At 70.9% G+C, this 20,949-nt stretch carries 20 protein-coding genes; 3 read left to right on the top strand and 17 right to left on the bottom strand.

The features are described 5' to 3' along the window. Positions 1 to 50: 50 nt before the first annotated feature. From D7W81_RS05180 to D7W81_RS05230, 11 genes are all read right to left on the bottom strand, one after another. Positions 51 to 896 carry a hypothetical protein gene (locus D7W81_RS05180; protein WP_120554195.1) on the bottom strand — a complete coding sequence of 282 codons (846 nt, stop codon included), beginning with the start codon at positions 894 to 896 and terminating at the stop codon, positions 51 to 53. A 25-nt stretch (positions 897 to 921) separates the two neighbouring features. Then, on the bottom strand, positions 922 to 1,383 hold the full coding sequence (locus D7W81_RS05185; protein WP_120554196.1) for a PTS sugar transporter subunit IIA: 462 nt from the start codon (positions 1,381 to 1,383) through the stop codon (positions 922 to 924). A 182-nt stretch (positions 1,384 to 1,565) separates the two neighbouring features. Beyond that, entirely contained in the window at positions 1,566 to 2,228 is a 663-nt protein-coding gene (gene hpf / locus D7W81_RS05190; RefSeq protein ID WP_120554197.1) for a ribosome hibernation-promoting factor, HPF/YfiA family, read from the bottom strand. Positions 2,229 to 2,454: 226 nt separating this feature from the next. Then, positions 2,455 to 3,336, bottom strand: coding sequence for an SDR family oxidoreductase (locus D7W81_RS05195; RefSeq protein ID WP_120554198.1), 882 nt, complete (start codon positions 3,334 to 3,336; stop codon positions 2,455 to 2,457). Positions 3,337 to 3,443: 107 nt separating this feature from the next. Then, positions 3,444 to 4,199 carry a hypothetical protein gene (locus D7W81_RS05200; protein WP_244226976.1) on the bottom strand — a complete coding sequence of 252 codons (756 nt, stop codon included), beginning with the start codon at positions 4,197 to 4,199 and terminating at the stop codon, positions 3,444 to 3,446. Positions 4,200 to 4,248: 49 nt separating this feature from the next. Continuing rightward, positions 4,249 to 4,887 (bottom strand): GNAT family N-acetyltransferase, encoded by a 639-nt coding sequence (locus D7W81_RS05205; protein ID WP_120554200.1) that lies wholly within the window; start codon positions 4,885 to 4,887, stop codon positions 4,249 to 4,251. A gap of 60 nt (positions 4,888 to 4,947) precedes the next feature. After that, the gene (gene rpoN, locus D7W81_RS05210; protein WP_120554201.1) at positions 4,948 to 6,468 is read right to left on the bottom strand and encodes an RNA polymerase factor sigma-54; all 1,521 of its coding nucleotides are present in this window, start codon (positions 6,466 to 6,468) and stop codon (positions 4,948 to 4,950) included. A gap of 252 nt (positions 6,469 to 6,720) precedes the next feature. Further along, positions 6,721 to 7,461 (bottom strand): LPS export ABC transporter ATP-binding protein, encoded by a 741-nt coding sequence (gene lptB / locus D7W81_RS05215; RefSeq protein ID WP_120554202.1) that lies wholly within the window; start codon positions 7,459 to 7,461, stop codon positions 6,721 to 6,723. Beyond that, positions 7,458 to 8,108: an LptA/OstA family protein gene (locus D7W81_RS05220; protein WP_120554203.1), complete on the bottom strand. Its 651-nt coding sequence runs from the start codon at positions 8,106 to 8,108 to the stop codon at positions 7,458 to 7,460. Before D7W81_RS05220 ends, lptB begins: the two co-directional genes overlap by 4 nt. Then, entirely contained in the window at positions 8,105 to 8,656 is a 552-nt protein-coding gene (locus D7W81_RS05225; protein ID WP_120554204.1) for an LptA/OstA family protein, read from the bottom strand. The genes D7W81_RS05220 and D7W81_RS05225 overlap by 4 nt, the downstream gene beginning before the upstream one ends. A 13-nt stretch (positions 8,657 to 8,669) precedes the next feature. Further along, a complete protein-coding gene (locus D7W81_RS05230) occupies positions 8,670 to 9,623 on the bottom strand; it encodes a lysophospholipid acyltransferase family protein (protein WP_120554205.1) in 954 nt (317 codons plus the stop codon). An 18-nt stretch (positions 9,624 to 9,641) separates the two neighbouring features. On the opposite strand from D7W81_RS05230, the gene astB reads away from it, so the two are divergent. Together astB and D7W81_RS05240 are read left to right on the top strand one after the other, a co-directional pair. Continuing rightward, entirely contained in the window at positions 9,642 to 10,964 is a 1,323-nt protein-coding gene (astB, locus tag D7W81_RS05235) for an N-succinylarginine dihydrolase (RefSeq protein WP_120554206.1), read from the top strand. 132 nt (positions 10,965 to 11,096) lie between these two features. Beyond that, positions 11,097 to 11,630, top strand: coding sequence for an aminoacyl-tRNA deacylase (locus D7W81_RS05240; protein WP_208721172.1), 534 nt, complete (start codon positions 11,097 to 11,099; stop codon positions 11,628 to 11,630). A gap of 5 nt (positions 11,631 to 11,635) precedes the next feature. On the opposite strand, the gene D7W81_RS05245 is transcribed toward D7W81_RS05240, so the two are convergent. Next, complete coding sequence (locus tag D7W81_RS05245; protein WP_120554207.1) at positions 11,636 to 14,236, bottom strand: O-antigen ligase family protein; 2,601 nt, start codon at positions 14,234 to 14,236, stop codon at positions 11,636 to 11,638. 177 nt (positions 14,237 to 14,413) lie between these two features. Here D7W81_RS05245 and D7W81_RS05250 point away from each other — a divergent pair, with 177 nt between their 5' ends. After that, positions 14,414 to 14,689, top strand: coding sequence for a hypothetical protein (locus D7W81_RS05250; RefSeq protein ID WP_120554208.1), 276 nt, complete (start codon positions 14,414 to 14,416; stop codon positions 14,687 to 14,689). Positions 14,690 to 14,722: 33 nt separating this feature from the next. Here D7W81_RS05250 and D7W81_RS05255 read toward each other — a convergent pair whose 3' ends face one another. From D7W81_RS05255 to D7W81_RS05275, 5 genes are all read right to left on the bottom strand, one after another. After that, positions 14,723 to 15,910, bottom strand: coding sequence for an acyltransferase family protein (locus D7W81_RS05255; RefSeq protein ID WP_120554209.1), 1,188 nt, complete (start codon positions 15,908 to 15,910; stop codon positions 14,723 to 14,725). Beyond that, on the bottom strand, positions 15,911 to 17,209 hold the full coding sequence (locus D7W81_RS05260; RefSeq protein ID WP_120554210.1) for a UDP-glucose dehydrogenase family protein: 1,299 nt from the start codon (positions 17,207 to 17,209) through the stop codon (positions 15,911 to 15,913). A gap of 104 nt (positions 17,210 to 17,313) precedes the next feature. Continuing rightward, complete coding sequence (locus tag D7W81_RS05265) at positions 17,314 to 18,285, bottom strand: nucleotidyltransferase domain-containing protein (RefSeq protein WP_120554211.1); 972 nt, start codon at positions 18,283 to 18,285, stop codon at positions 17,314 to 17,316. Positions 18,286 to 18,324: 39 nt separating this feature from the next. After that, on the bottom strand, positions 18,325 to 19,401 hold the full coding sequence (locus D7W81_RS05270; RefSeq protein WP_120554212.1) for a nucleotidyltransferase domain-containing protein: 1,077 nt from the start codon (positions 19,399 to 19,401) through the stop codon (positions 18,325 to 18,327). Between the two features lie 4 nt (positions 19,402 to 19,405). After that, entirely contained in the window at positions 19,406 to 20,893 is a 1,488-nt protein-coding gene (locus D7W81_RS05275) for an MraY family glycosyltransferase (RefSeq protein ID WP_120554213.1), read from the bottom strand. Positions 20,894 to 20,949 lie beyond the last annotated feature (56 nt).

Genomic DNA, 20,949 nt, shown 5'->3' on the forward strand with positions numbered 1-20,949 from the left:
GCCTCGGAGCATGACCGCGAACGGCGATGCAGGGAAAGGGTCTCAGCGGCCTACAGCCGCACGGTGGTCCCGCGCGTCACCAGCGCGGCCAGGCCCTGCTTCGTCTGCGCGGCGGTGCGCAGGTGCAGCGTGAGCGCGCCCAGCTCGCGGATCCACGTGGCCGCGTTCGGCCCCAGGCCGGAGAACAGCACGGACAGGGGCGGCGGCTGGTTGAGCCGGCCCGTCCAGTAGCCCAGCACCTCGTCGCGCTCCGGCAGCACCGGCAGCTTCATGCGCTCCTGCTCGCGCACCAGCAGCCGCTCCAGCTTGCGCGGCAGGTTCACCTGCCAGTGCACCACCGTCTTCGCCGGACGCCAGGCCCAGTCCGCGAAGGCGAAGCGCTCCCGCACGGCGTACTCGCCCCGGCCCTGCGTGACGAAGACGCGGTCCGGCGGGAACTCCGGGAAGGGGTCCCACTGCCCGGCCAGCAGCGACGCCAGCCCCTGCTCACCCGGAGGCCTCCGGCGGAAGTTGTCGCGCACCACGCGCGCCGCCTTCGTGTCCCAGTAGGGATAGGCCGGGTCCTCCACCATCAGCGCCAGGTTCAGCGCTTCGTCCCATTCGTCCGCGTAGCCGCCGGGGGACCCGCCCACCTCCCAGCCGCCGGGCGCCTCGCGCCAGGGCTGGAACACCAGCCGGTCCACCAGGTCCATCCACCCGTCCGAGTCCACCGACCCCACGCCCCCCGGCAACGCCGACGAGGCCAGCCGCTGGCAGAGGGTGAAGGCCTGCGCGTCCCCCAGGTGGTTGGAGAGGGCCTCCAGCGCGCCGGAGGCATCCCCCATGGCGCGCGTGAAGAAGGGCAGGACCTGCTCGTGGAAGAAGCGGTCGTTGATGGGGCGCAGGACGACGTCCATGCGGGGCGTCCTTCCTGTCAGCCCCTCAGGGCCGCGCGTCTTCCTGGACGATGAGGGCGTGGATGTCCGCGGCCGTGGGCGCTTCGAGGATGGCCGCCCGGAAGCGCGGGTTCTTGAAGAGGCGCGAGATGCGCGCCAGCGCCTTCAGGTGCACCCCCGCGCTGTTCTCCGGCGCCACCAGCGCGAAGAACAGGTGCGTGGGCTTGCCGTCGATGGACTCGAAGTCCACGCCCGCCCGCGACACGCAGAAGGCCGCCTGGAGGCTGTCCATGCCCGCCAGCTTGCCGTGCGGAATGGCCACGCCCTCGCCAATGCCCGTGCTGCCCAGCTTCTCGCGTTCCTGGAGCACCGCCACCAGCCGGTCCTCGCGCAGCGTCGGGTGCGCCCGGGCCAACGTGGCACTCAGCTCGCGCAGCACCTCCGGTTTCGTCCGGGACTGCATGTCCGCGACGACGGCCTGGGGGCTGAGGAAATCGGCGATTCTCAATGGCGCTCCCGCACTTGGCGCTCCGGGCCGGCAATGATTCCTCGGCCGGCAATTACTCCTCACACTGGATTCGCGCAAGGGTCGCCTGGGCGGTGGCAGGCGCTTCGCTCACTGCGCGTCAGCCCGGGCCCCGGGCCGGGGCACCCACGCCCCGGACCCGGTCCCGGTTCCTACCCGGGCCGTCAGGTGCCGGTGGCGGCCACCGGCGCTTCGGGCAGGTGCGGTTCAATGAGGCCGAACCCACCCTCCTTGCGGCGGTAGACGATGGACAGCGCCTGGGACTGCTGGTTCTGGAACACGTAGAAGTCGTTGTTCATCAGGTTCATCTGCATCACGGCGTCGTCCACCGACAGCGACTGGATGGCCAGATGCGTGGTGCGCACCAGCCGGGCGACGCCCGCCTCGGCCCCCGGCTGCTGGGGCTCGGAGGCAGGGGCGGCCTGGATGGCGGGCGACGCGGACTCCGCGGTCTCCTCGGGCTCGTGGACCTCGAAGACGTCGTGGCGGACCTTGAGGTTGTTCACCAGGTCCTGGCGGTGGTGGACCTTCTCCTTGCCGTGGTGCGACTTGAGCTTGTCGCGGTAGCGGCGCAGCTGGCGTTCGATCTTGTCCATCGCCAGGTCGATGGACGCGTACATGTCATCGCTCTTCTCACGCCCCCGGAGGACCCAGGCGCCGGAGTGGATGGTGATGTCCGCGTGGTGCAGGTGCCGCTCCAACGACAGCACCACGTGGGCCTCACCAGCCCGGTCCAGCAGTCGGTTCACCCGCTCGACCTTTTCACGGGTGTACTCCTTCAGGGAATCCGACGATCCGAACTGACGGAAGGTGATGTTGAGCTGCATGCGTGGCCGCCTCCTAGGGAGAGAGGTAAGCTCCGTGACAGATCAGAAACGGAGCCCACGCCGAAAGCAACCCGGCCCCCCAGGTTGGAACTTCCCGTTCACTGCTCGCGCTCGCGCAAGCGACCGCCAGAGGACACGTGTTGTGTCCGCTGCTGGGCACGCGGTGGGGATTCCGACCCGGGCCCCATTTTCCGGTCAGGTCTCCCCCACACCGCGTGCGTGGCCCTCACGCCAGCAACATGCCTCCGGTGACGCCCAGGATGTCCCCGGTGACGAAGCGGGACTCGTCGCACGCGAGGAACACGTAGGAGGGCGCCAGCTCCGCGGGCTGCGCGGGCCTGCCCACGGGGGAGCTCTTGCCGAACTCCTTCACCTTCTCCCCGTCGAAGGACTGCGGGATGAGGGGCGTCCACACGGGGCCGGGCGCCACGGCGTTCACCCGGATGCCCCGGCTGATGAGCTCCTGTGACAGGCCCTTGGTGAAGGCGACGATGGCGCCCTTCGTGGTCGCGTAGTCGAGGATTTCAGCCGAGGGCTGATACGCCTGGATGGACGCCGTGTTGATGATGGTCGCGCCCGGCTTCATGTGCGGCAGCGCGTACTTCACCATGTGGAACATCGCGAGGATGTTGACCCGGAAGGTGCGCTCCACGCGCTCCGCGTCCAGCTCCTCGAACTTCGCCACTGCCTTGCCCTGGTAGGCCGCGTTGTTCACGAGCACGTCGATGCGCCCGAAGCGCTTCACCGTGTCCTCGACGATTCGCTTGCAGGTGGCCTCCAGCGCCATGTCACCCGCGAGCGCCAGCGCCTGCCGTCCGGAGGCCTCCACCACGCGGCGGGTGTGGCTCGCGTCGTCGCCCTCGTTGAGGTACGCGAACGACACGTCCGCGCCCTCGCGCGCGAAGGCCAGGCACACCGCGCGGCCAATGCCGCTGTCGCCGCCCGTCACCAGCGCGACGCGGTCCTTCAGCCGGCCAAAGCCCTTGTACGACTGCTCGCCGTAGTCAGGCTCCGGGGACATGGCGCCCTCGTGGCCGGGCGCGGACTGCGTCTGCTCCGGGAAGGGCGGCTTGGGTCCAGCTTCACGAGGGTCGGGGCTGCGGGCCATGTCATCACTCCGTGGGGAAGAAGGCGTTCCCACACGGTGGAGGCGCTGGCGCAGGGCGGCAATCAGACGCAGGCCGCCTGCCCGGTCCCCCTGATGGCCCGCCAGCCTCAGGGCACCACGGACAGCACGAAGTCCTGGGAGTGGTAGATGGCGCCCGAGCACGACGCCACGCCCGTGCACTCGCCCACGGTGCCCACCAGGTCCGCGCCCAGGGTCAGGGTGTGGTTCGCCTGCGGGGTGGCCGCGGGGATGTGGAGGGCGACCTTGTTGCCGTCCTGCGTGACGGAGAGCACGCCGGGCGCCCGGCCCCCTTCGCGCAGGAGCAGCGCCTCCACGGGTCCGGGGACCTCCGTGGCCGGCTCCCAGAGGAAGTCATACGACTGGCCCACGCGCAGCTTGTCCGGGGTGCCCTCGCCTTGGAACGTGAACTTGCGCTTGGCCTTGGCCTTGAGGACCACCAGGCGCACGGTGCTGGTGGCGTCCTGGAGCTGCACGGTGATGTCCTCCACCGGCTCGCGGCCCCAGGCGGCCGGGTCGAAGTTGAAGTAGACGCGGCTGTTCTCGCATGCCTCCGCGCGCCCGCCCACGTCCGACGCGCCGCCCGGCACCAGCGTCATGGGCTGGCCGTTGAAGGTGGCCGTCACGTCGTCCGCGAAGCGCGAGCAAGGACCGTCCGCCGCCACCGAGTAGCTGACCGTGAAGCGGTGCGCGCCCTGCGCGTCCGGCGTCTCCGCGTCATCCACGTCCGCCAGCCCGAACGTGAGCGAGCGGTCCGCGAGCTCCGCCAGCGACATCACCCGCGTCTCGCCTCCGCCACAGCCGGTGAGCGCCACGAGCGCTCCCAGGGCGGTGAGACGGGACACGGTTCGGCGCGGGCTCGGAGCGGGGAAGGTCATGGCGGCCGGCACCCTATCACTCCCGCGCCAGCAGTCCTTCGAGCCGCGCCTTCACGCCTGGCCACTCGGTGTCGATGAACGCGTAGTAAGCGCTGTCCCGCACCACGCCGCCGCGCACCAGCATGTGGTTGCGCAGGATGCCCTCGAAGGAAGCGCCCAGCCGCTCGATGGCCGCCCGCGAGCGCACGTTGCGCCGGTCCGTCTTCAGCTGCACGCGCATCACGCCCAGGGACTCGAAGGCGTGCGTGAGCAGCAGGTACTTGCACTCCGTGTTCACCCGCGTGCGCCACGCCCGGCGGCCCAGCCACGTGGAGCCGATCTCCAGCGTGCGGTACTCGCGCGAGATGTCCAGGTAGCGCGTGGTGCCCACCACCGCGCCGCCTGCCCGCTCACGGATGACGAAGGGCCGCTCGGTGCCCGCGGCGGCCGCCTTCAGCGCGGCGGCGACGTAGCTCTCCACGTCGCCTTCCGTGGCGAGCACGCGCGAGAAGTGGGCGAAGATTTCGGGCTCGCAGAGCGCCGCGAGCGCGGGCACGTGCTCCAGGCCCAGGGGCTCCAGCCACGCCGCCCTCCCCTCCAGGGTGACGGGCGGGACGACGAGCGGAACAGGGTCGCGGTGGGGAACACCGACATCATGGGGGAGCACGGGGTCCATGGGACCGCTTCATGCCCCATTTCCGGCCCTGGCGTGCAGGGCCGGAAGGCGCGGACGGCTTTAGAAGTACTTCTTGCGCTTGCTGCTGGGGAGGATGCCCAGCACCTCGCGGTACTTGGCCACCGTGCGGCGGGCGATTTCAGTGCCCTGCGAGCGCAGCAGCTCCACGATCTTCTGGTCCGAGTACGGGTTGCGCGCGTCTTCCTGCGACACGAGCTGCTTGATGTGGTGCTTCACGGCCTCGCTGGCCGTGTCCTCGCCGGACACGCGCGCGATGGACGAGTTGAAGAAGTACTTCAGCTCGAAGATGCCCTGCGGCGTGTGCACGTACTTGCTCGTGGTGACGCGGCTGACGGTGGACTCGTGCATGCCGATGTCCTCCGCCACGTCGCGCAGGATGAGGGGCTTCAGGTGCGCGATGCCCTTGTCCAGGAAGTCCCGCTGGAACTTCACGATGCTCTCGGTGACCTTGTAGATGGTCCGCTGCCGCTGGTGGATGGAGCGGATGAGCCACATCGCGCTGCGCAGCTTGTCCTGGATGAACTCCTTCGTCTGCCCGGGGCTCACCGCGCCGTTCTTGAGCGCGTTCCGGTACATGCCGGAGATGCGCAGCTTGGACAGGCCGTCGTCGTTGAGGACCACGGTGTAGTCCTCGTCCCCCAGCTTGTAGACGAAGACGTCGGGGGTGATGTACTGCGCGTCATCCCCGCTGAAGTTGCGGCCCGGACGCGGGTCCAGCTTCGGGAGCAGCTTCGCCGCCGCGACCACTTCGTCCAGGGTGACCTTGAGGTCCTTGGCGATGGCCGGGAGGTTCTTGCTCTCCAGATATTTCATGTGGCGCTTGATGATGAGGCCCAAGAGCGCCGCGTTCGGGTCCTTCATCGCCTGCAGCTGGATGAGCAGGCACTCCTGCAGGTCGCGCGCGCCGCAGCCCCGGGGCTCCAGGTTCTGGATGCGGCGCAGGGTGCGCTCGGCCACGTGCATGGGCACGTCCGCCTCGTTGGACAGGCGGATGAGCGGGTCGCCTTCAATGTCGGGCAGCTTGAGGTAGCCGTCGTCGTCCAGGTTCCCCAGGATCAGCACCGCCACGCGGCGCTCGGCCTCGTTGAGCCGCAGCGTGCCCAGCTGCTCCTGGAGGTGGTCGACCAGGTCCTCCTTCTTCACCATGTTGGCTTCGAACGACGGAAGGTCGTCCGTGGCCACGTTGCCCTTGTTGGAGGCGGTGGTGGGCTCGTTGAACTGGTAGCTGTTGAGGTAGGACTCCCAGTCAATCTCCGGGGGGCCCTCGCCGTCCGCCTTGAACTCCTGGGCGTTCTCCGGCGTCGCGGACGGCAGATCCACGTCCCGCGCGACTTCCGCGTTGTCCGCCTCGAGCGAGGCCTCGCCAGGCTCCTTCTCGCTCACCTCCCCGGGCATGCCCTCTTCGGGCTGCTCCAAGAGGGGGTTCTGCTCCATCTCCTCGCGGACCTGGTCCAGGAGCTCCATTCGCGAGAGCTGGAGGAGCTTGATGGCCTGCTGCAGCTGGGGCGTCATCACCAGCTGCTGCGCGAGCTTCAGGCTCTGTTTGAGTTCCATCGCCATGTGGGGGCGTCTCCGGAAGGCATGCGGACCACTTGATTGGAGATTCCAATCAAGGACCGTGCCAACCTAACAAGGCCCCCCGGCCACGTCCAGTGCCCCTCACGTGGTTTCTGATTTGCAGTGTCTAAAAATCCGCTGGAAATCCGACAGGTTGCCGTAACCCCCGCCTGCTCGGCTGATGTTCAAACGTCGACGCAAAAGTGGGGCCAGCTTCACCCGGAGCATCTGGAGACATACGGGGAGGACGGCTTTTCAAGGAGCCTGGAGACGGAACCGGTCTCCCAGGTAGACGGCCCTCGCCCGGGCGGAGCCGGCGATCTGCGCGGGGGTGCCCTCTTCGAGGATCTGACCCTGTGCGATGATGTAGGCCCGGTCACAGATGCCCAGGGTGTCCTGGACGTTGTGGTCGGTGATGAGGATGCCCAGGCCCCGCTCCCGCAGGAGGTGGATCTGACGCTGGAGGTCGCCCACGTTGATGGGGTCCACGCCGGCGAAGGGCTCGTCGAAGAGGATGAAGCGGGGTGCGGGGATGAGGCTGCGGGCGATTTCGGCGCGCCGCCGCTCGCCGCCGGAGAGCGTCTCGCCCCAGGAATCGGCGACGTGGGAGAGGCCGAACTCCTCCAGGAGGGTGTCCGCGCGCTGCTTGCGGTCCTGGGCGGTGAGCCCCTTCTGGAGCTCCAGCACGGCGAGGAAGTTCTCGCGCACCGTGAGCTTGCGGAAGACGGAGGCCTCCTGCGGCAGGTAGCCCACGCCGCGGCGCGCGCGGCGGTGCATGGGCAGGTGGGTGAGGTCCTCGTCGCCCACGCGCACCCGGCCCGCGTCCGGCGTCACCAGCCCCACCACCATGTTGAAGCTGGTCGTCTTGCCGGCGCCGTTGGGGCCCAGGAGGCCCACGACTTCACCCGGGGCGACGTTGAAGGACACGTCGCGCACCACCTGGCGCTTGCGGAAGGACTTCTGGAGCCCCTCGGCGAACAGCTTCGCGCCGCTCATGGCGTCGTGCCCGCCGGCTTCGGCGCGGGGGCCTTCTTGCGGGTGCCGGGGACGGCGGTGGTGGACGGGGAGTCCACGAGGATGCGGGCGTTCTCCACCTCCAGGCGCTCGTTGCCCAGGATGAGGCGCACCTTGGTGCCGGTGAGGTAGGTGTTGCCCTGGCGGGCCTCCGGGGAGCCCGTCACCACCAGCACGCCCGAGGGCACGTCGTAGTCCGCGCGCTCGCCCCGGGCCTGCCGGTCGCCGTCCACGGCGCGCACGTTGCCGGCGCACACCACGCGCGTCACCTGACGGGTGGTGTTGTAGTAGCCGGTCATCTTGTCGCAGCGGATGTCCATGGTCTGGTGCTTCACCACCACGTTGCCGGTGAGCACCGCCTGGTTGCGGTCGCCGGTGACGTGGTCCGCGGACAGGTCCACCGGGTTGCGCAGGCCCGTGGGCGCCAGCGACGCGCCCGGCGCGGGCAGCGGGGCAGCCGGAGCGCCTGCGGCGGGCGGGGCCGTGGGGGCACCGGGCTTCGCGGCGGGCGCGGCACCGGGCTTCGCGCCGGGGGTCGTCTGGGCGACGGCCGGGGCACCGGGGGACGCGGCGGCCTGGGAGGACGCGGGCTGCGCCAGGAACAGCGCCATCACGAGGAACTCAATCACTCCGTCGCTCCACCCAGCACGGCTTCGACCGCGCCTTCGAAGGTGAACGTCTGGTCCGCGGAGGACAGCGTGAAGCGGTCCGCCCGCATCTGGTAGTCCGGGCCCTTCATCGTCACGCCGTCCTCGCCGTGGGCCCGCCGCGCGTCCGCGTTGTAGGTAAGGCGGGGGGTGTTGGCCACCAGCCCCTCCCCCGTCTGCACGACGACGCCGCCCGTGCCCACCCACGTCTTGGACGCGAGGCTGCCGTCCATATTCGGCGCGGTGATGACAGTGCCCCCCTGAGAGGAGGCGGGCGAGCCCTCCGCACCCTTCCCGGGGGGCAGGCGCACGACGACCTCGGAGGCCTGCACCTCGCCGCCCGCGCGCCGGTAGCGGACGCGGGAAGCGGTGCCGGAGACCTGGAGCGTGTCGCCCTCGTAGGAGCGCAGGTGCGCGCCCTCCAGCACCACGTCCGGGCGCGGCTCGTTCGCGGCGCCCGGGGCCGGACGGCGCGGCGCGCAGGCGGTGGCGAGGAGTCCCAGGAAGCTCAAGGCAAGCAGGCGCGGCACAGGGCCTTCCTTATCACCGTGCCGGGGCGGACGGTGCGCCAGCAAGGGCGGGGGGAACGTCCTCGGGAGGACGCGTCTTCCAGCGCTGATGCATCCACACCCACTGTTCGGGCGCCCGGCGGATGGCCGCCTCGATGCGCTGCGACAGGGCGGCGGTGAGGGCCTGCACGGCCGCTTCACGCTCCGCCGCGTCCGGGTGCGGCACCTCCTCCATGGTGAGCCGGTAGCCCGCGCCGTCGCGCTGGCAGAAGCCCACCACCACCGCCGCGCCGGTGCGCAGCGCCAGGTCCGCCGCGGCGCGCGGGGTGGCCGCCAGCTCTCCGAAGAAGGGCACGAACACGGACTGCACCTTGGTGTCCTGGTCGATGAGGATGCCCAGGATTTCGCCGCTCCGGAGCGCTCGGAGCATGGCCCGGGCCGCGCCCTCCTGGCCGCGCCAGATGCTGCGCACCCCGCCCTTCGCCCGGAAGTCCTCCACCAGCGCGGTGAGGCGCGGGTCGCTGGTCTCCTTCGCGATGCTCTGGCTGGGGTAGCCCGCCCTCGCCACGCGCCGGGCGAGCAGCTCCCAGTTGCCCACGTGGCCGGATACGAAGACGACGCCCTTCCCCTTCGCCAGCGCGGCCTCCAGCACCTGGCGGTCCGCGTCCGGCCAGGACACCAGGGACTCCAGCCCGGCCTCCAGCGCCCGCGCGGAGGCGACCTCCAGGGCGGCGGCGGCCAGGTGGCGGAAGGCGTCACGGGCGAGCGCGTCACGCTCCGCGCCGGTCCTCTCCGGGAAGGCGCGGGCCAGCGACTTGAGCGCCTTCCTCCGCTCCCCGCCCGCGAGCGCGTAGGCCCAGCCGCCCAGGGTCATGCCCAGGGTGCGGGCCGCGCCCAGCGGCAGGAACTGGAGCAGGCGCAACATCCCGGCGATGAGCAGGTAGCGCAGGTAACGCTTGAGGCGCTTTGTTAAAGGGGGACGCTCCACGACGCGTCTCCATATCCCATGCGCGAATACAACTTCGACGGCCTCATTGGCCCGACCCACAATTACGCCGGCCTCTCGCCGGGCAACCTGGCGTCACAGCACCACGGCGGCCAGCCCAGCCAACCCCGGGAGGCGGCGCTCCAGGGGCTGGAGAAGATGCGCTTCGTGTCGGAGCTGGGCGTGGGCCAGGCGGTGCTGCCGCCCCAGCCGCGCCCTTCCCTGCGCACGCTGCGGTCCCTGGGCTTCACGGGCTCCGACGAGGAGGTCATCACCCGCGCCGCGCGCGACGCGGAGCACCTCTTGCGGCTCACCTCCAGCGCCTCCGCCATGTGGACGGCGAACGCGGCCACGGTGGCGCCATCGGCGGACACGGCGGACGGCCGGGTGCACCTGACGCCCGCGAACCTCACGCAGATGTTCCACCGCGCCATCGAGGCGGACACCACGCACGCGGTGCTGCGCGCCATCTTCGCGGACGCGAAGCACTTCCAGGTGCACGCCCCGCTGCCGGGCGCCTCGCACTTCGCGGACGAGGGCGCGGCCAACCACACGCGCCTCTTCACGCCGGGGCACAAGGCCGTGCACGTGCTCGCCTGGGGGCGCAGCGCGTGGCAGGACGTGAAGGGGCCGCAGCGCTTCCCCGCGCGTCAGACGCTGGAGTCCAGCCAGGCCCTGGCGCGGCTGCACCAGCTGGCGCCGGAGCAGGTCGTCCTGCCGCAGCAGCACCCGGACGGCATTGACGCGGGCGCGTTCCACACGGACGTGCTCGCGGTGGGCAACGAGCGCTTCCTGATGCTGCACGCGCTGGCGTTCGTGGAGCACCCGAAGCTCCTCCAGACGCTGCGCGAGAAGCTGGGGGACGCCTTCCGCTTCGAGGTCGCGACGGATGCGGAGCTGCCGGTGAAGGACGCGGTGCGCGCGTACCCGTTCAACTCGCAGGTGCTGTCGCTGCCGGATGGCACCATGGCCATCATCGCGCCCATCGAGAGCCGCGAGACGCCCACCGCCCGCGCGTTCCTGGAGCGCGTCGTCGCCGGGGACAACCCGGTGAAGGCGGTGCACTACCTGGACGTCCGCCAGTCCATGAACAACGGCGGCGGCCCGGCGTGTCTGCGTCAGCGCATCTCGCTCACGGACGCGGAGCGCGCCGCCATCACCGCGGACGTCTTCTACTCCCCGGCGCTGCATGAATCGCTCGCAGGTTGGGTGCGGAAGCACTACCGCGACGTGCTCAAGCCGGAGGACGTGCGGGACCCGCAGCTGGCGCGCGAGACGATGACCGCGCTCGACGAGCTGACGCGCCTGCTCAAGCTGGGCAGCGTGTACGACTTCCAGCAGTGACATGACGTGGCTGCCTGCCTGCCCTCCGTCGCGACGGACAAGGGCAGGCAGCCCCGGCCGCCCCACTCAAGTGGCGAATGGCCGCCCACGTCATCCGGACACACCTTGTACCCGAAGGAGGTGATGTCCCCCATGATCCCGAACGCCATTCAAAGCTACCTGCGACGCCACCGCGTTCCCTTCGAGCGGTATGCCCACCCCCGCGCCGTGAGCGCGATGGAGCTCGTGGACGCCCTCAACGTGCCTGTCAGGCGCGTGGCCAAGTCCGTCATCGTGCTGGCCGACCGGCAGCCGTGGATTGTCGTCGTGCCCGCGATGACGACCGTGGACCTGCGGCAGATTCGCCACACCCTGGGAGTCCGCACCGCACGGCTCGCCGCCGAGTCCGAGTTCGTCGACCACTTCCCTGACTGCGAGACGGGGGCCGAGCCACCCTTCGGCGAGCTGTATGGCCTGCCCGTCGCGATGGATGAATCCCTGAGCGTCAACGAGCGGCTGCTGTTCCGCGCCGGTTCGCACGAAGAGGCACTGGAGATGCGCTTTCAGGACTTCGCGCGCCTGGAGTGGCCGTTGGTCGCGTCCTTCATCCAGCCGCTTCCGCGGGAGAAGGAGGAAGGAAAGGCAACGTACGGAGCGCCCATGGAAGACTCCGGCGCTTCGGCTTGAAGCCTTCAAGGCGTAGGAGCGTCGCTGACCGCCGGTGACCCGAGCGGGTCCACCAGGGTTCCCTTGTGTGCGTCTTGCAGCGCACGCTCGCGGGCCTCCAGCCGCGCCGCCCAGGCCTCGCCCTCCGCGCGCCGTGCGTCACCGAGCGGCATGAGCCTCAAGCCCTCGTGGACCGAGCGTGCCGCCGCGTCGTAACGCGACAGCAGCTCCTGCAGCCGGGCCACCTCGAAGTGGCTCTCCGGACCGGGCAGAAGCCCCACGACCGAGCGGCGCTGCTCCAGGGCGCGGGCCAGCAAGCCTTCCCGTTCAAAGCTGTCTGCCTCCAGTGACAGCAGGCGCGCGCGCTGCCGCAGGTCGGTCAGGTAGGGAGCCACCGCGGCCAGCGTGTCCCGGGATCTTCGCGTGAGTCCGGCCTCCTGCTGCCGCGTGGACAGCGTGAAGGCCAGCTCCACGTCATGGGGGAAGCGCTTCACGAGCGTCTCCAGGGACTGGAGTGCCTCCGCGCTCTTTCCCTGTGCACGCCACACGTCCGCGCGCAGCAGGTGCGTGGCCAGTGCGTCCGGGGCGCGCCGCTCCACCTCCGCGCAGGCCGCCTCCGCCTCGGGAAGTTCTCGCTGCGCCAGCCGTCCGCGCGCCTCCTGCATCCACAATGCGGTGGCTTCAGGCCGGCCCTCGAAGTGCTCATGCGCCCAGGCGAGCCATTCGAGTCCCAGCGAGCGACGCGAGGGCCCGGCGAGCAGCGCCTCCGCCAGCTCCACCACCTGCCCGGGCGTTTCGGACGTGAGGGTCTTCAGCTCCTCGACGGTGCGGGCGCGGGGCATCGCCTCGCTGATCAACACGCGCGTGTCCCCGGCCTCGTGCGCGAGCCGGTACTCCAGGAAGGCCTGCTCGCGCCGGCCCAGGTGCAGCAGGGCCCGCGCGGCCACGCGGTGCGCGGACGCATCCAGGGGCCGCAGGTAGAGCGTGTGATTGACGAAGGCCAACGCGTCCTTCGCGCCCGCCGCGCCGTTCGACACGGAGGCCATCGCCATCAGCCGGTACAGCAGGTAGTCCGCCGGATGCACGTCGATGAGCTGGAGCCCCAGCGCGCGCACCTCCGTGCCCGGTGCCCGGGCCGACACGCGCTCCGCCAGCAGGCCTTCCGCGTCCACCATCCTCCGCCGTCCCGGCACGAGCGCGACGAGCATCACCACCATGAGCCCCGCCGCCAGCGCCAGCGCGGGGACGGCGGGCAGCGTGCCCACCTTCGTGCGCCGCGCGGCCATGCGCTCGGCTTCGCGGGGCCGGGCCACCGCGCCCATCACCACCGCGACCGCGACCGCGCACGCGGGCAGCTCCAGGCTGAAGTCGAAGAGGTTGTGCAGCGCCAGCGCCGCCACGCCGGACAGCACCGCCAGCTCCACCGGCCCGTGGTCCTCGCGCCGTACGCGCTTCACGAAGGCCCAGATGCCCAGCCCGAGCAGCAGCAACCCCGGCACGCCCCACTCCGCCGCCACCTGCAACACCGCGTTCTCCGGGTGCGTGAAGGTGTTGGGGTTGGGCTCGGTCTGGTAGCGGGGGAAGGCGGCCTCGAACGCGCCGCGCCCCATGCCCAGCACCGGGAAGGCGCGGGCCGCGCGGGCCATCATCGGCCAGGGCTCCATCTTGCCCCGGCGCAGGGACTCCACACCGTCCACGGTGCGCGCCTCCGCCCACAGCTGATCCGCCGCCAGGTAGGCGCCCACGGACAGCGTCGCCAGCAGCCCGAGCAGCACCGCCGCGCCCCGTCCCCACGCGGGCCTCGCGGGAGTGCGCGCCTCGCGCCGCTGCTTCATCAGCCACGCGGCGAGCAGCACCTGCCCGAAGACGAAGAACACGATGCCCGCGCGCGACAGCGACAGCAGCACGCCCGCGCCGGAGACGACCGCCGCCATTGCGAAGGGCCACGCGCGCGCACGCGGCTGACTCGACAGCGCCAGTCCCACCGCCACCGCCGCGCACAGCCCCAGGAAGCCCGCGAGGTGGTTGGGGTTTCCAAACGGCGTCACCAGCGGAGGCCGTGCATGCACGTACGCGCGCAGGCCGAACAGCGCCTCCACGCCAAACAGCGCGTGCCCCAGCCCCACCGCGGCCACCGCCGCGCCCGTGAACGCCAGCACGGAGAGCAGCCGCTGCCGCGACGCGCGCGCACGGCACACCTGCACCGCCGCGACGAACGTCAGCAGGTAGGCGACGTGCTTCGCCAGCTCACGCCAGGTGGCGGAAGGCTCCAGCGACACCGGCCGCCAGCCCGTGAGCCCCAACGGCACGAGCACGTCCTCGCGCAGCGACGCGGCCTCCGGACTCACCCAAGCGAGCAGTCCCGGTGGCAGCGGCACGAGCTGCAACGCGCACAGCACCACGCCCCCCACCAGTGGCGCGGCCAGCAGCGGCACGCGCGGCGTCTCTCCCTGCCGCCGCGCCCCCACGAACGCCAGCACCGCCGCGGCCCCGGACAGCACGCCCAGCGGCCAGGACACCCAGCGCGCCGCGCCGCCCAGCGCTACCGGGCCCAGCACCATCAGCGCCGCGAGCGCCGCTTCCGCGTAGACGGTGTACCGGGAGACGCGGTGGGAGCCAGGAGCCATGCGCGGCGCGGGAGTATGTCACGCTCCTCGCGGGCTTCCGGGCTCCGTCCCCCGGCCAGCGGACGCGTCGCCTGGACGCCTCCTCCCCGGGCACCGCGTTCCCGGGGCGTCGAATGAACGTGGCCCCCGGGACACCGCTTGCATCCGGGGACCCATCTGGCATCTTCGCCCGACCCCATGCGTCGCTTCCTGCTCACCGCCGCCGTCCTCTGCGCCTCCCTCTCCGGACTCACCGCGTGCAAGAGCACGTGCCGCGAGCTGTCCGAGAAGCTCTGTGAGTGCGCCCTGAATTCGGTGGAGAAGCAGGCCTGCCAGCAGCGCGCCGCCGACGAGGAAGGCCGCGTGGAGCCCACCGCCGAGGATGAGATCGCGTGTGAGGCGAGGCTCGAGGGCTGCGACTGCCGCACCATCGAGACCGAGGAAGGCAAGAAGGCCTGCGGCCTCGCCCGCTGAGCGCCGTCCGCTGAAGGACGGCGCCCGCGAGGACTACGCGCCTGGCACCACGGGAGCCGGAGCCGGCCGCGCGGGCGTGCCATCCACCCACGGCTGAAGCCCGCGCCGCACCCGCGAGCGCCACGGCGTCTCCACCCACCGGTGCACCGCCACCGACGCGGGCACCAGCAACACCAGCAGCACGGTCAGGAAGCGCGTGGGCGACGACAGGTCCACGAACTTCTCCAGCCAGTGCACCCCTTCGCTGACGGGGAACTGGAGCAGATACAGCGCGTAGCTGGCTCCGCCCAGGTGCACCAGCCACGGCCGCGCCAGCACCTGCCCCAAGGGGCCGCCGCCGCGCGCCAGCCCGTACACCAGCAGCGCCGACGCGGGTGCCAGCAGCGCGTTGTGCATCAGCGGATACGGAATCCACGCGCCCTGCGAGAAGCCCGCGACCAGCAGCGCCGCGCCCGCCAGCGCCATCACCGCGCCCGAGCGCCGGGGCGCCACCGCCGCCCGCTCCCGCACGAAGACGAGCCCCAGCAGCACGCCCAGCAGGAACTCCGGCAGGCGCACCAGCGGGTTGAACTTCAACACCGACATCCAGGTGCCGCCGGTCGTCACGCTCAGCGGGCCCGGCCCGTCCGGCCGCAGCACCAGGTAGAGCACTGGCGGCAGCAGCCCCAGCATCCACACGCCCACCAGGGCCGCCGTCATGCGCGCGCCCCGGAAGCGCTCCAGCCGTCCGGCCAGCGAGGGGAACACGGCGTAGAAGAACGCCTCCACCGACACGGACCACGACGGCGGGTTCCAGTACAGCGCCAGCTTCGGCACCCAGGACTGGAGCAGCATCAGCGTGGTGAGCCCCGCCGTGCCCAGCTTCGCCGCGGCCACGGGCAGGGAGTTCACCGCCAGCGAGCCCTGCATCGTGGGCACCGCCGACAGGAGGAACATCAACAGGAACACCGGGTAGACGCGCGCCACACGCGCGCTCCAGAAGGCCCGGGGCGGGGTCTGCATCCTTCCGGCCGTGTCCACGTAGTTGTACGCGAGCACGAAGCCGGACAGGAGGAAGAAGACCCCCACGGACGCATAGCCGGAGGCCACCACCTGCACCATCCACTCCGGCGCCACGCCCTTGAGACACGGGGTGCCGAAGTGGAACAAGACGACGTGCAGGGCCGCCAGGAAGCGCAGCCCTGTCAGTGCATCCAGCGAACCGCCGGACTGCTGCTTCATCTACTTGCGACCGATGCCGAAGTAGGTGAAGCCCTGCTCACGCATGCGCGCGGGCTGGAAGATGTTGCGGCCGTCGAAGATCACCGGCGACTTCATCAGCGACTTCATGCGCGCGAAGTCCGGGTGGCGGAACTCGTTCCACTCCGTCACCACGAACAGGCCGTCCACGCCCTCCAGCGCGTCGTACGGCACCTCCGCGTAGCGGATGCGGTCGCCGAAGACGCGCTTCGCGGCGTGCGCGGCCACCGGGTCATGGGCAATCACCTGCGCGCCCTTGCCGATGAGCCCCTCGATGACCTCGATGGACGGCGCCTCGCGCATGTCGTCCGTCTTCGGCTTGAACGCCAGGCCCCAGACGCCGAACTTCTTGCCCTCCAGCGACCCGTAGTGCTTCACGGCCTTGTTCACGAGCAGCTTCTTCTGCCGCTCGTTGGTGCGCTCCACCGCGCGCAGCAGGTCCAGCTCCAGGCCGTACTCGCGCGCCGTGGTGACCAGCGCCTTCACGTCCTTGGGGAAGCAGGAGCCGCCGTAGCCCACGCCGGGGAAGAGGAACGGGTAGCCGATGCGCTTGTCCGCGCCCAGGCCCTTGCGCACGAAGTCCACGTCCGCGCCCACCTTCTCGCAGAGCGCGGAGACGTCGTTCATGAAGGAGATGCGCGTCGCGAGCATCGCGTTGGCCGCGTACTTCGTCAGCTCCGCGGAGCGCGTGTCCATGAACAGGATGGGGTTCTCCGTGCGCACGAACGGCGCGTACAGCTCCCCCATGAGGGTCCGGGCGCGCTCGGTGTCCGCGCCAATGACGACGCGGTCCGGCTTGAAGAAGTCGTCCAGCGCGGCGCCTTCCTTGAGGAACTCCGGGTTGGAGACGACGTCGAACTCCACGTCGGTCACCTTGGCGATGGCTTCGCGAACCTTGTCCGCGGTGCCCACCGGCACGGTGCTCTTGTCCACGACCACCGTGTACTGCTTCATCGCGCGGCCCACCGCCTGCGCCGCCGCGAGCACGTACTGGAGATCCGCCTCGCCGCTCTCACCCTCCGGCGTGCCCACGGCGATGAACACGGCCTGGGCGTTCGCCACCCCCTCCGCCAGGTTCGTCGTGAACGTGAGGCGCTTCTCCTTCACGTTCTTGCGGATGAGCTCCTCAAGACCCGGCTCGTAGATGGGAACCTGTCCCTCCTGGAGCATGCGGATCTTCCGCTCGTCGATGTCCACGCACGCGACGTCGTTGCCCGAGTCCGCGAAGCAGGTGCCCGCGACGAGTCCGACGTAGCCCGATCCGATAATGGCAATGCGCATTCTTTGAGTGTCCTGGTTTCGACAGGTGGCGTCATGAACTCATACGCCGACCCGCGCACCGAAAGAAAGCCCGGGCGCGCAGGACGCAGAGCGACCAGACAGGCTTATTGCCCTGTGAGGAGGCGTCGCAGTCTGTCCACGCCCCGCAGGGCGGACGAACGTCCGGGGGTGCTCACCGGACCCACCACCCCCCTGTCCAACAGCTCACGGGTCGCGCGGCGCAGCGGAGGGAAGGCGGCGGTGGCCTGTCCTTCCGCCTCCGGGAACAGCCGCGCCACGATGGCCAGCGACGTGTAGAGCGCGCGCTCCAGCCCGAACGCCTCCGCGCGCGACAGGAGCGCCGGCACGTCCAGCGGACGCGAGTACACGCCGCCCATCCAGGTGGCGCCGGTGATGAGCTCGCGCAGGTCCACGAACGACAGCCACGGCACGTCATACCCGTGGTGGGCCTGGTCCAGCGCGGTGAGCAGGAGCACGTCCTCCAGCTCCGGGCGGAAGACGGACTGGCCGTAGACCTTCATGGGTCGGGCGCGCTCGAAGATGCCGGCCAACTGCTCACGTCGGTTCGCGCCCAGCACGTCCGCGTAGATGTGGATGGGGGTGCGGCCGTCGGACACGATGCGCGCGGCGCCCGTGTTGCCCGTGTCCGGCTCCGGGACGAACTCGTGGTTGGACAGGTAGCCGGCGAAGCCGTCCACGTCCATGCGGCGCACCAGCACCTGGATGTCCAGCACGGGCCGGAAGCCCACGTGCGGATAGAGCGCCTCCGCGAAGGCCGCGCCGCCCAGCAAGAGCAGCTTGCGGCCCTCCAGCTGATCCACGATGCGCTTGAAGTGGACCAGCTTCATGACGTTGTCGTTCACGGAGCCGGTGTAGATGGACATCAGCCGGTCGCGGGCCCACTCCGGCGCCTCGCTCCCACCCATCCGGTACTCCAGGTTGTACGCCGCCAGCGGCGCCAGCCCCTGCGAGATGGCCCAGTCGACGTAGGCCTCCCAGGGCGCACCCCGGAGCTTGCCGCGCGGAGGCTCGAAGGAGGACAGGACCCGGAAGGTTTCGAGGAGGCTGGGCGCCATGGTGCGGCACCTTTAATGGGCCGGACCCGCCCGCCGCAATCACCGTCTTCCGGCGGGCGAGCGGACAGGCCTTGGCGCCCCTGGCTCCGTCCCCGTCACGACAGGCGGCCTGAGCCCGCGCAGCCGCCGCAGCCCGTACCGCACCATGGGCCCGGCGCGGGGGGCCAGGGCCAGCTTCGCGGCGACCCAGGCCGGCTTGCTGCGCGCCAGGTCCGCCCCCACCAGCCGGGGCCCGGAGAACAGCCGCGTCGCCAGCGCGCGCTGCCACCGGGGCGGGGCCAGCGCCTTGAGCACCCACGCCGGCACCGGCGCATCCAGCAGCCGGTGCGCCGCGTCCCACGCGTACCAGACCAGGTGCGGCAGCCCCGTGAGCCGGGCGCGCGTCACCACCCGGTCCCAGTCGAGCTTCGGGTGCGCCCGCGCCAGCAGCTTCAAGTCGAACAGCCACGCCAGCCGTTGCAGCAGGTGGTTGCTCGCGTGCAGGGACAGGTACACGGCCTCGTCCTCCGCGCACAGGTAGCGCACGGGGTGGCCGTCCAGCGTCGCGTCCTCGGCCCGCGCCACCAGCGCGTCGCCCTCCAGCGCCTGGCCGTAGCCCGCGAGCGCGCGGTAGTGCAGCTCCACCATCCCGTCCGGACCGGTGAGCTCCACGTGGTGCGCGTCATCCCGGTCCACGCCGCCGGCCTGGGGGGTGAGCCCCATCCCCTCCAGCGCGTGCACGGCGCACAGCACCCGGGCGCGCGGCACCAGCAGGTCCACGTCGTTCGTCGCGCGCTGGAGCGGCTCCGGGTAGAGCCTGCGCGCCAGTCCGTAGCCCTTGAGCAGCACCGGCGTCACGCCCATGGCCCCGAGTGCCGCCAGGCTTCGCGACAGCAGCGACCGCACGCGCATGCCCCGCGCCGCGCTCATCCGGGCCTCGCGGGAGAGCAGCGCACCGGCGTCCGGGGTCAGCGTCCAGCCCGCCTTCGCGAGCGCATGTTCGACGAAGCCCGCAAGCCCGTGGCGCACGGCGGCCTTCACCAGCGCGTCGCAGTCACCCGCCTCCGACGGCGCGGGAGCGGACGGCGCTTCCGGCCAGGCCTGGAGCAGCGTCAGCAGGGCCGGGGCGGACGTCATGGGCTCACCGCCGGAGCGCGATGATGCGCTCGGGCTCCGCGGCCTCCAGCGCCACGAGCTGCCCCACGCGCTCCGCCACCGCGTCCGCGACCACCTCCAGCGCCAGCTCCTCGTCCCGGTCGATGGCGGCCCGGCCGTCGCGCCAGACCAGGCGCAGCGCGCCGAGCAGGCTTTCCGCCTCCTTCACGTCCAGGCGCACCTCCAGCGCGGTCGCGGCGCCGGCGTCCGGGTGCTGGGATTCGAAGACGACGCCGCCGTTCACGTCCTCATGCGGGCGGCGCAGGCGCAGCTCCAGCACGGACAGGCTCAAGCCGGAGGACAGCGGACGGACGGCGTTCCACACCGCCTGGAACGAACCGGCCGCGCGCACCGCGGCGGTGACGGAGCGCACCAGCGAGCGCAGCTCCTGGTTGCGCTGGCGCGTCTGCTGGACCGCGCCCATGTGGCGCATGTCCAGGTAGCCCAGCTTGCGCATCAGCACCATGATGACCACGCCCACGCCGCAGAGCAGCAGCGCGCTCTGCATGCTGTTGGCGAAGTGCAGCCCCAGCGCCGTGACCATGAACAGCGTGCACAGCGCGTAGAGCACCAGCACGGTGGTGCGGTGGGACAGGAGCAGGCGGCTCATCAGCCGGTGGTGGATGTGTTCCTTGTCCGCGCTGAACATGGGTCTGCCCAACAGCGAGCGGCGCACCATGGCGAGCAGCGTGTCCATGATGGGCAGGCCCAGCGCCATCACCGGCACGAGCAGCGCCACCGCGGTGCCGCTCTTCGACGACGTCTTGATGGACACCGCCGCGAGCACGAAGCCCAGGAACATGCTGCCCGTGTCCCCCATGAAGATGGAGGCCGGGTTGAAGTTGAACACCAGGAACCCGAGGATGGCGCCCGCGAGCGCCACCATCAGCAGGCACAGCAGCACGTCCCCGCGCATCAGCGCGAGCAGCAGGTGGGTGCCCACGCCGAAGAACGCGACGCCGCCCGCCAGCCCATCCAACCCGTCAATGAGGTTGAGCGCGTTGATGACGCCCACCACCCACAGCACCGTCAGGGGCAGGCTGAGCAGCCCCAGCGTCAGCTCCGGGCCGAAGGGGTTGGCCAGCACCTCGATGCGGAAGCCGATGGCGTACAGGCCCAGCGCCACCGCGAACTGCACGGAGAACTTCAGCTTCGCGTCCGCGCCCTTGAGGTCGTCGTAGAAGCCCAGCGCCGCGATGATGGCGCCGCCCACGAAGAGGCCGACGATGAGCTCCGTCTGCGCGAGGAACTGATTCCCCACGCCCGAGTCCACGATGAACAGCGCGCACAGCGGCGCGAAGAAGCCCCCCACGATGCCAATGCCGCCCAGCCGCGGGATGGGCCGCACGTGCACCTTGCGGCTGGAGTTGGCCTGATCCACCCAGCCCCACGCCAGCGCACGCTCACGCACGCGCCAGGTGAGCACCAGCGCGACGAGGAGCGAAACGAGGAAGGCGACGAAGAAGGTGACCATGCGGGAAGAGCGTCCACCCCGCATCGTGACGGCCACCGAAGCAGTGCGTCAACGTC

Origin of the sequence: Corallococcus aberystwythensis (assembly GCF_003612165.1) — a bacterium.
GTDB lineage: Bacteria > Myxococcota > Myxococcia > Myxococcales > Myxococcaceae > Corallococcus > Corallococcus aberystwythensis.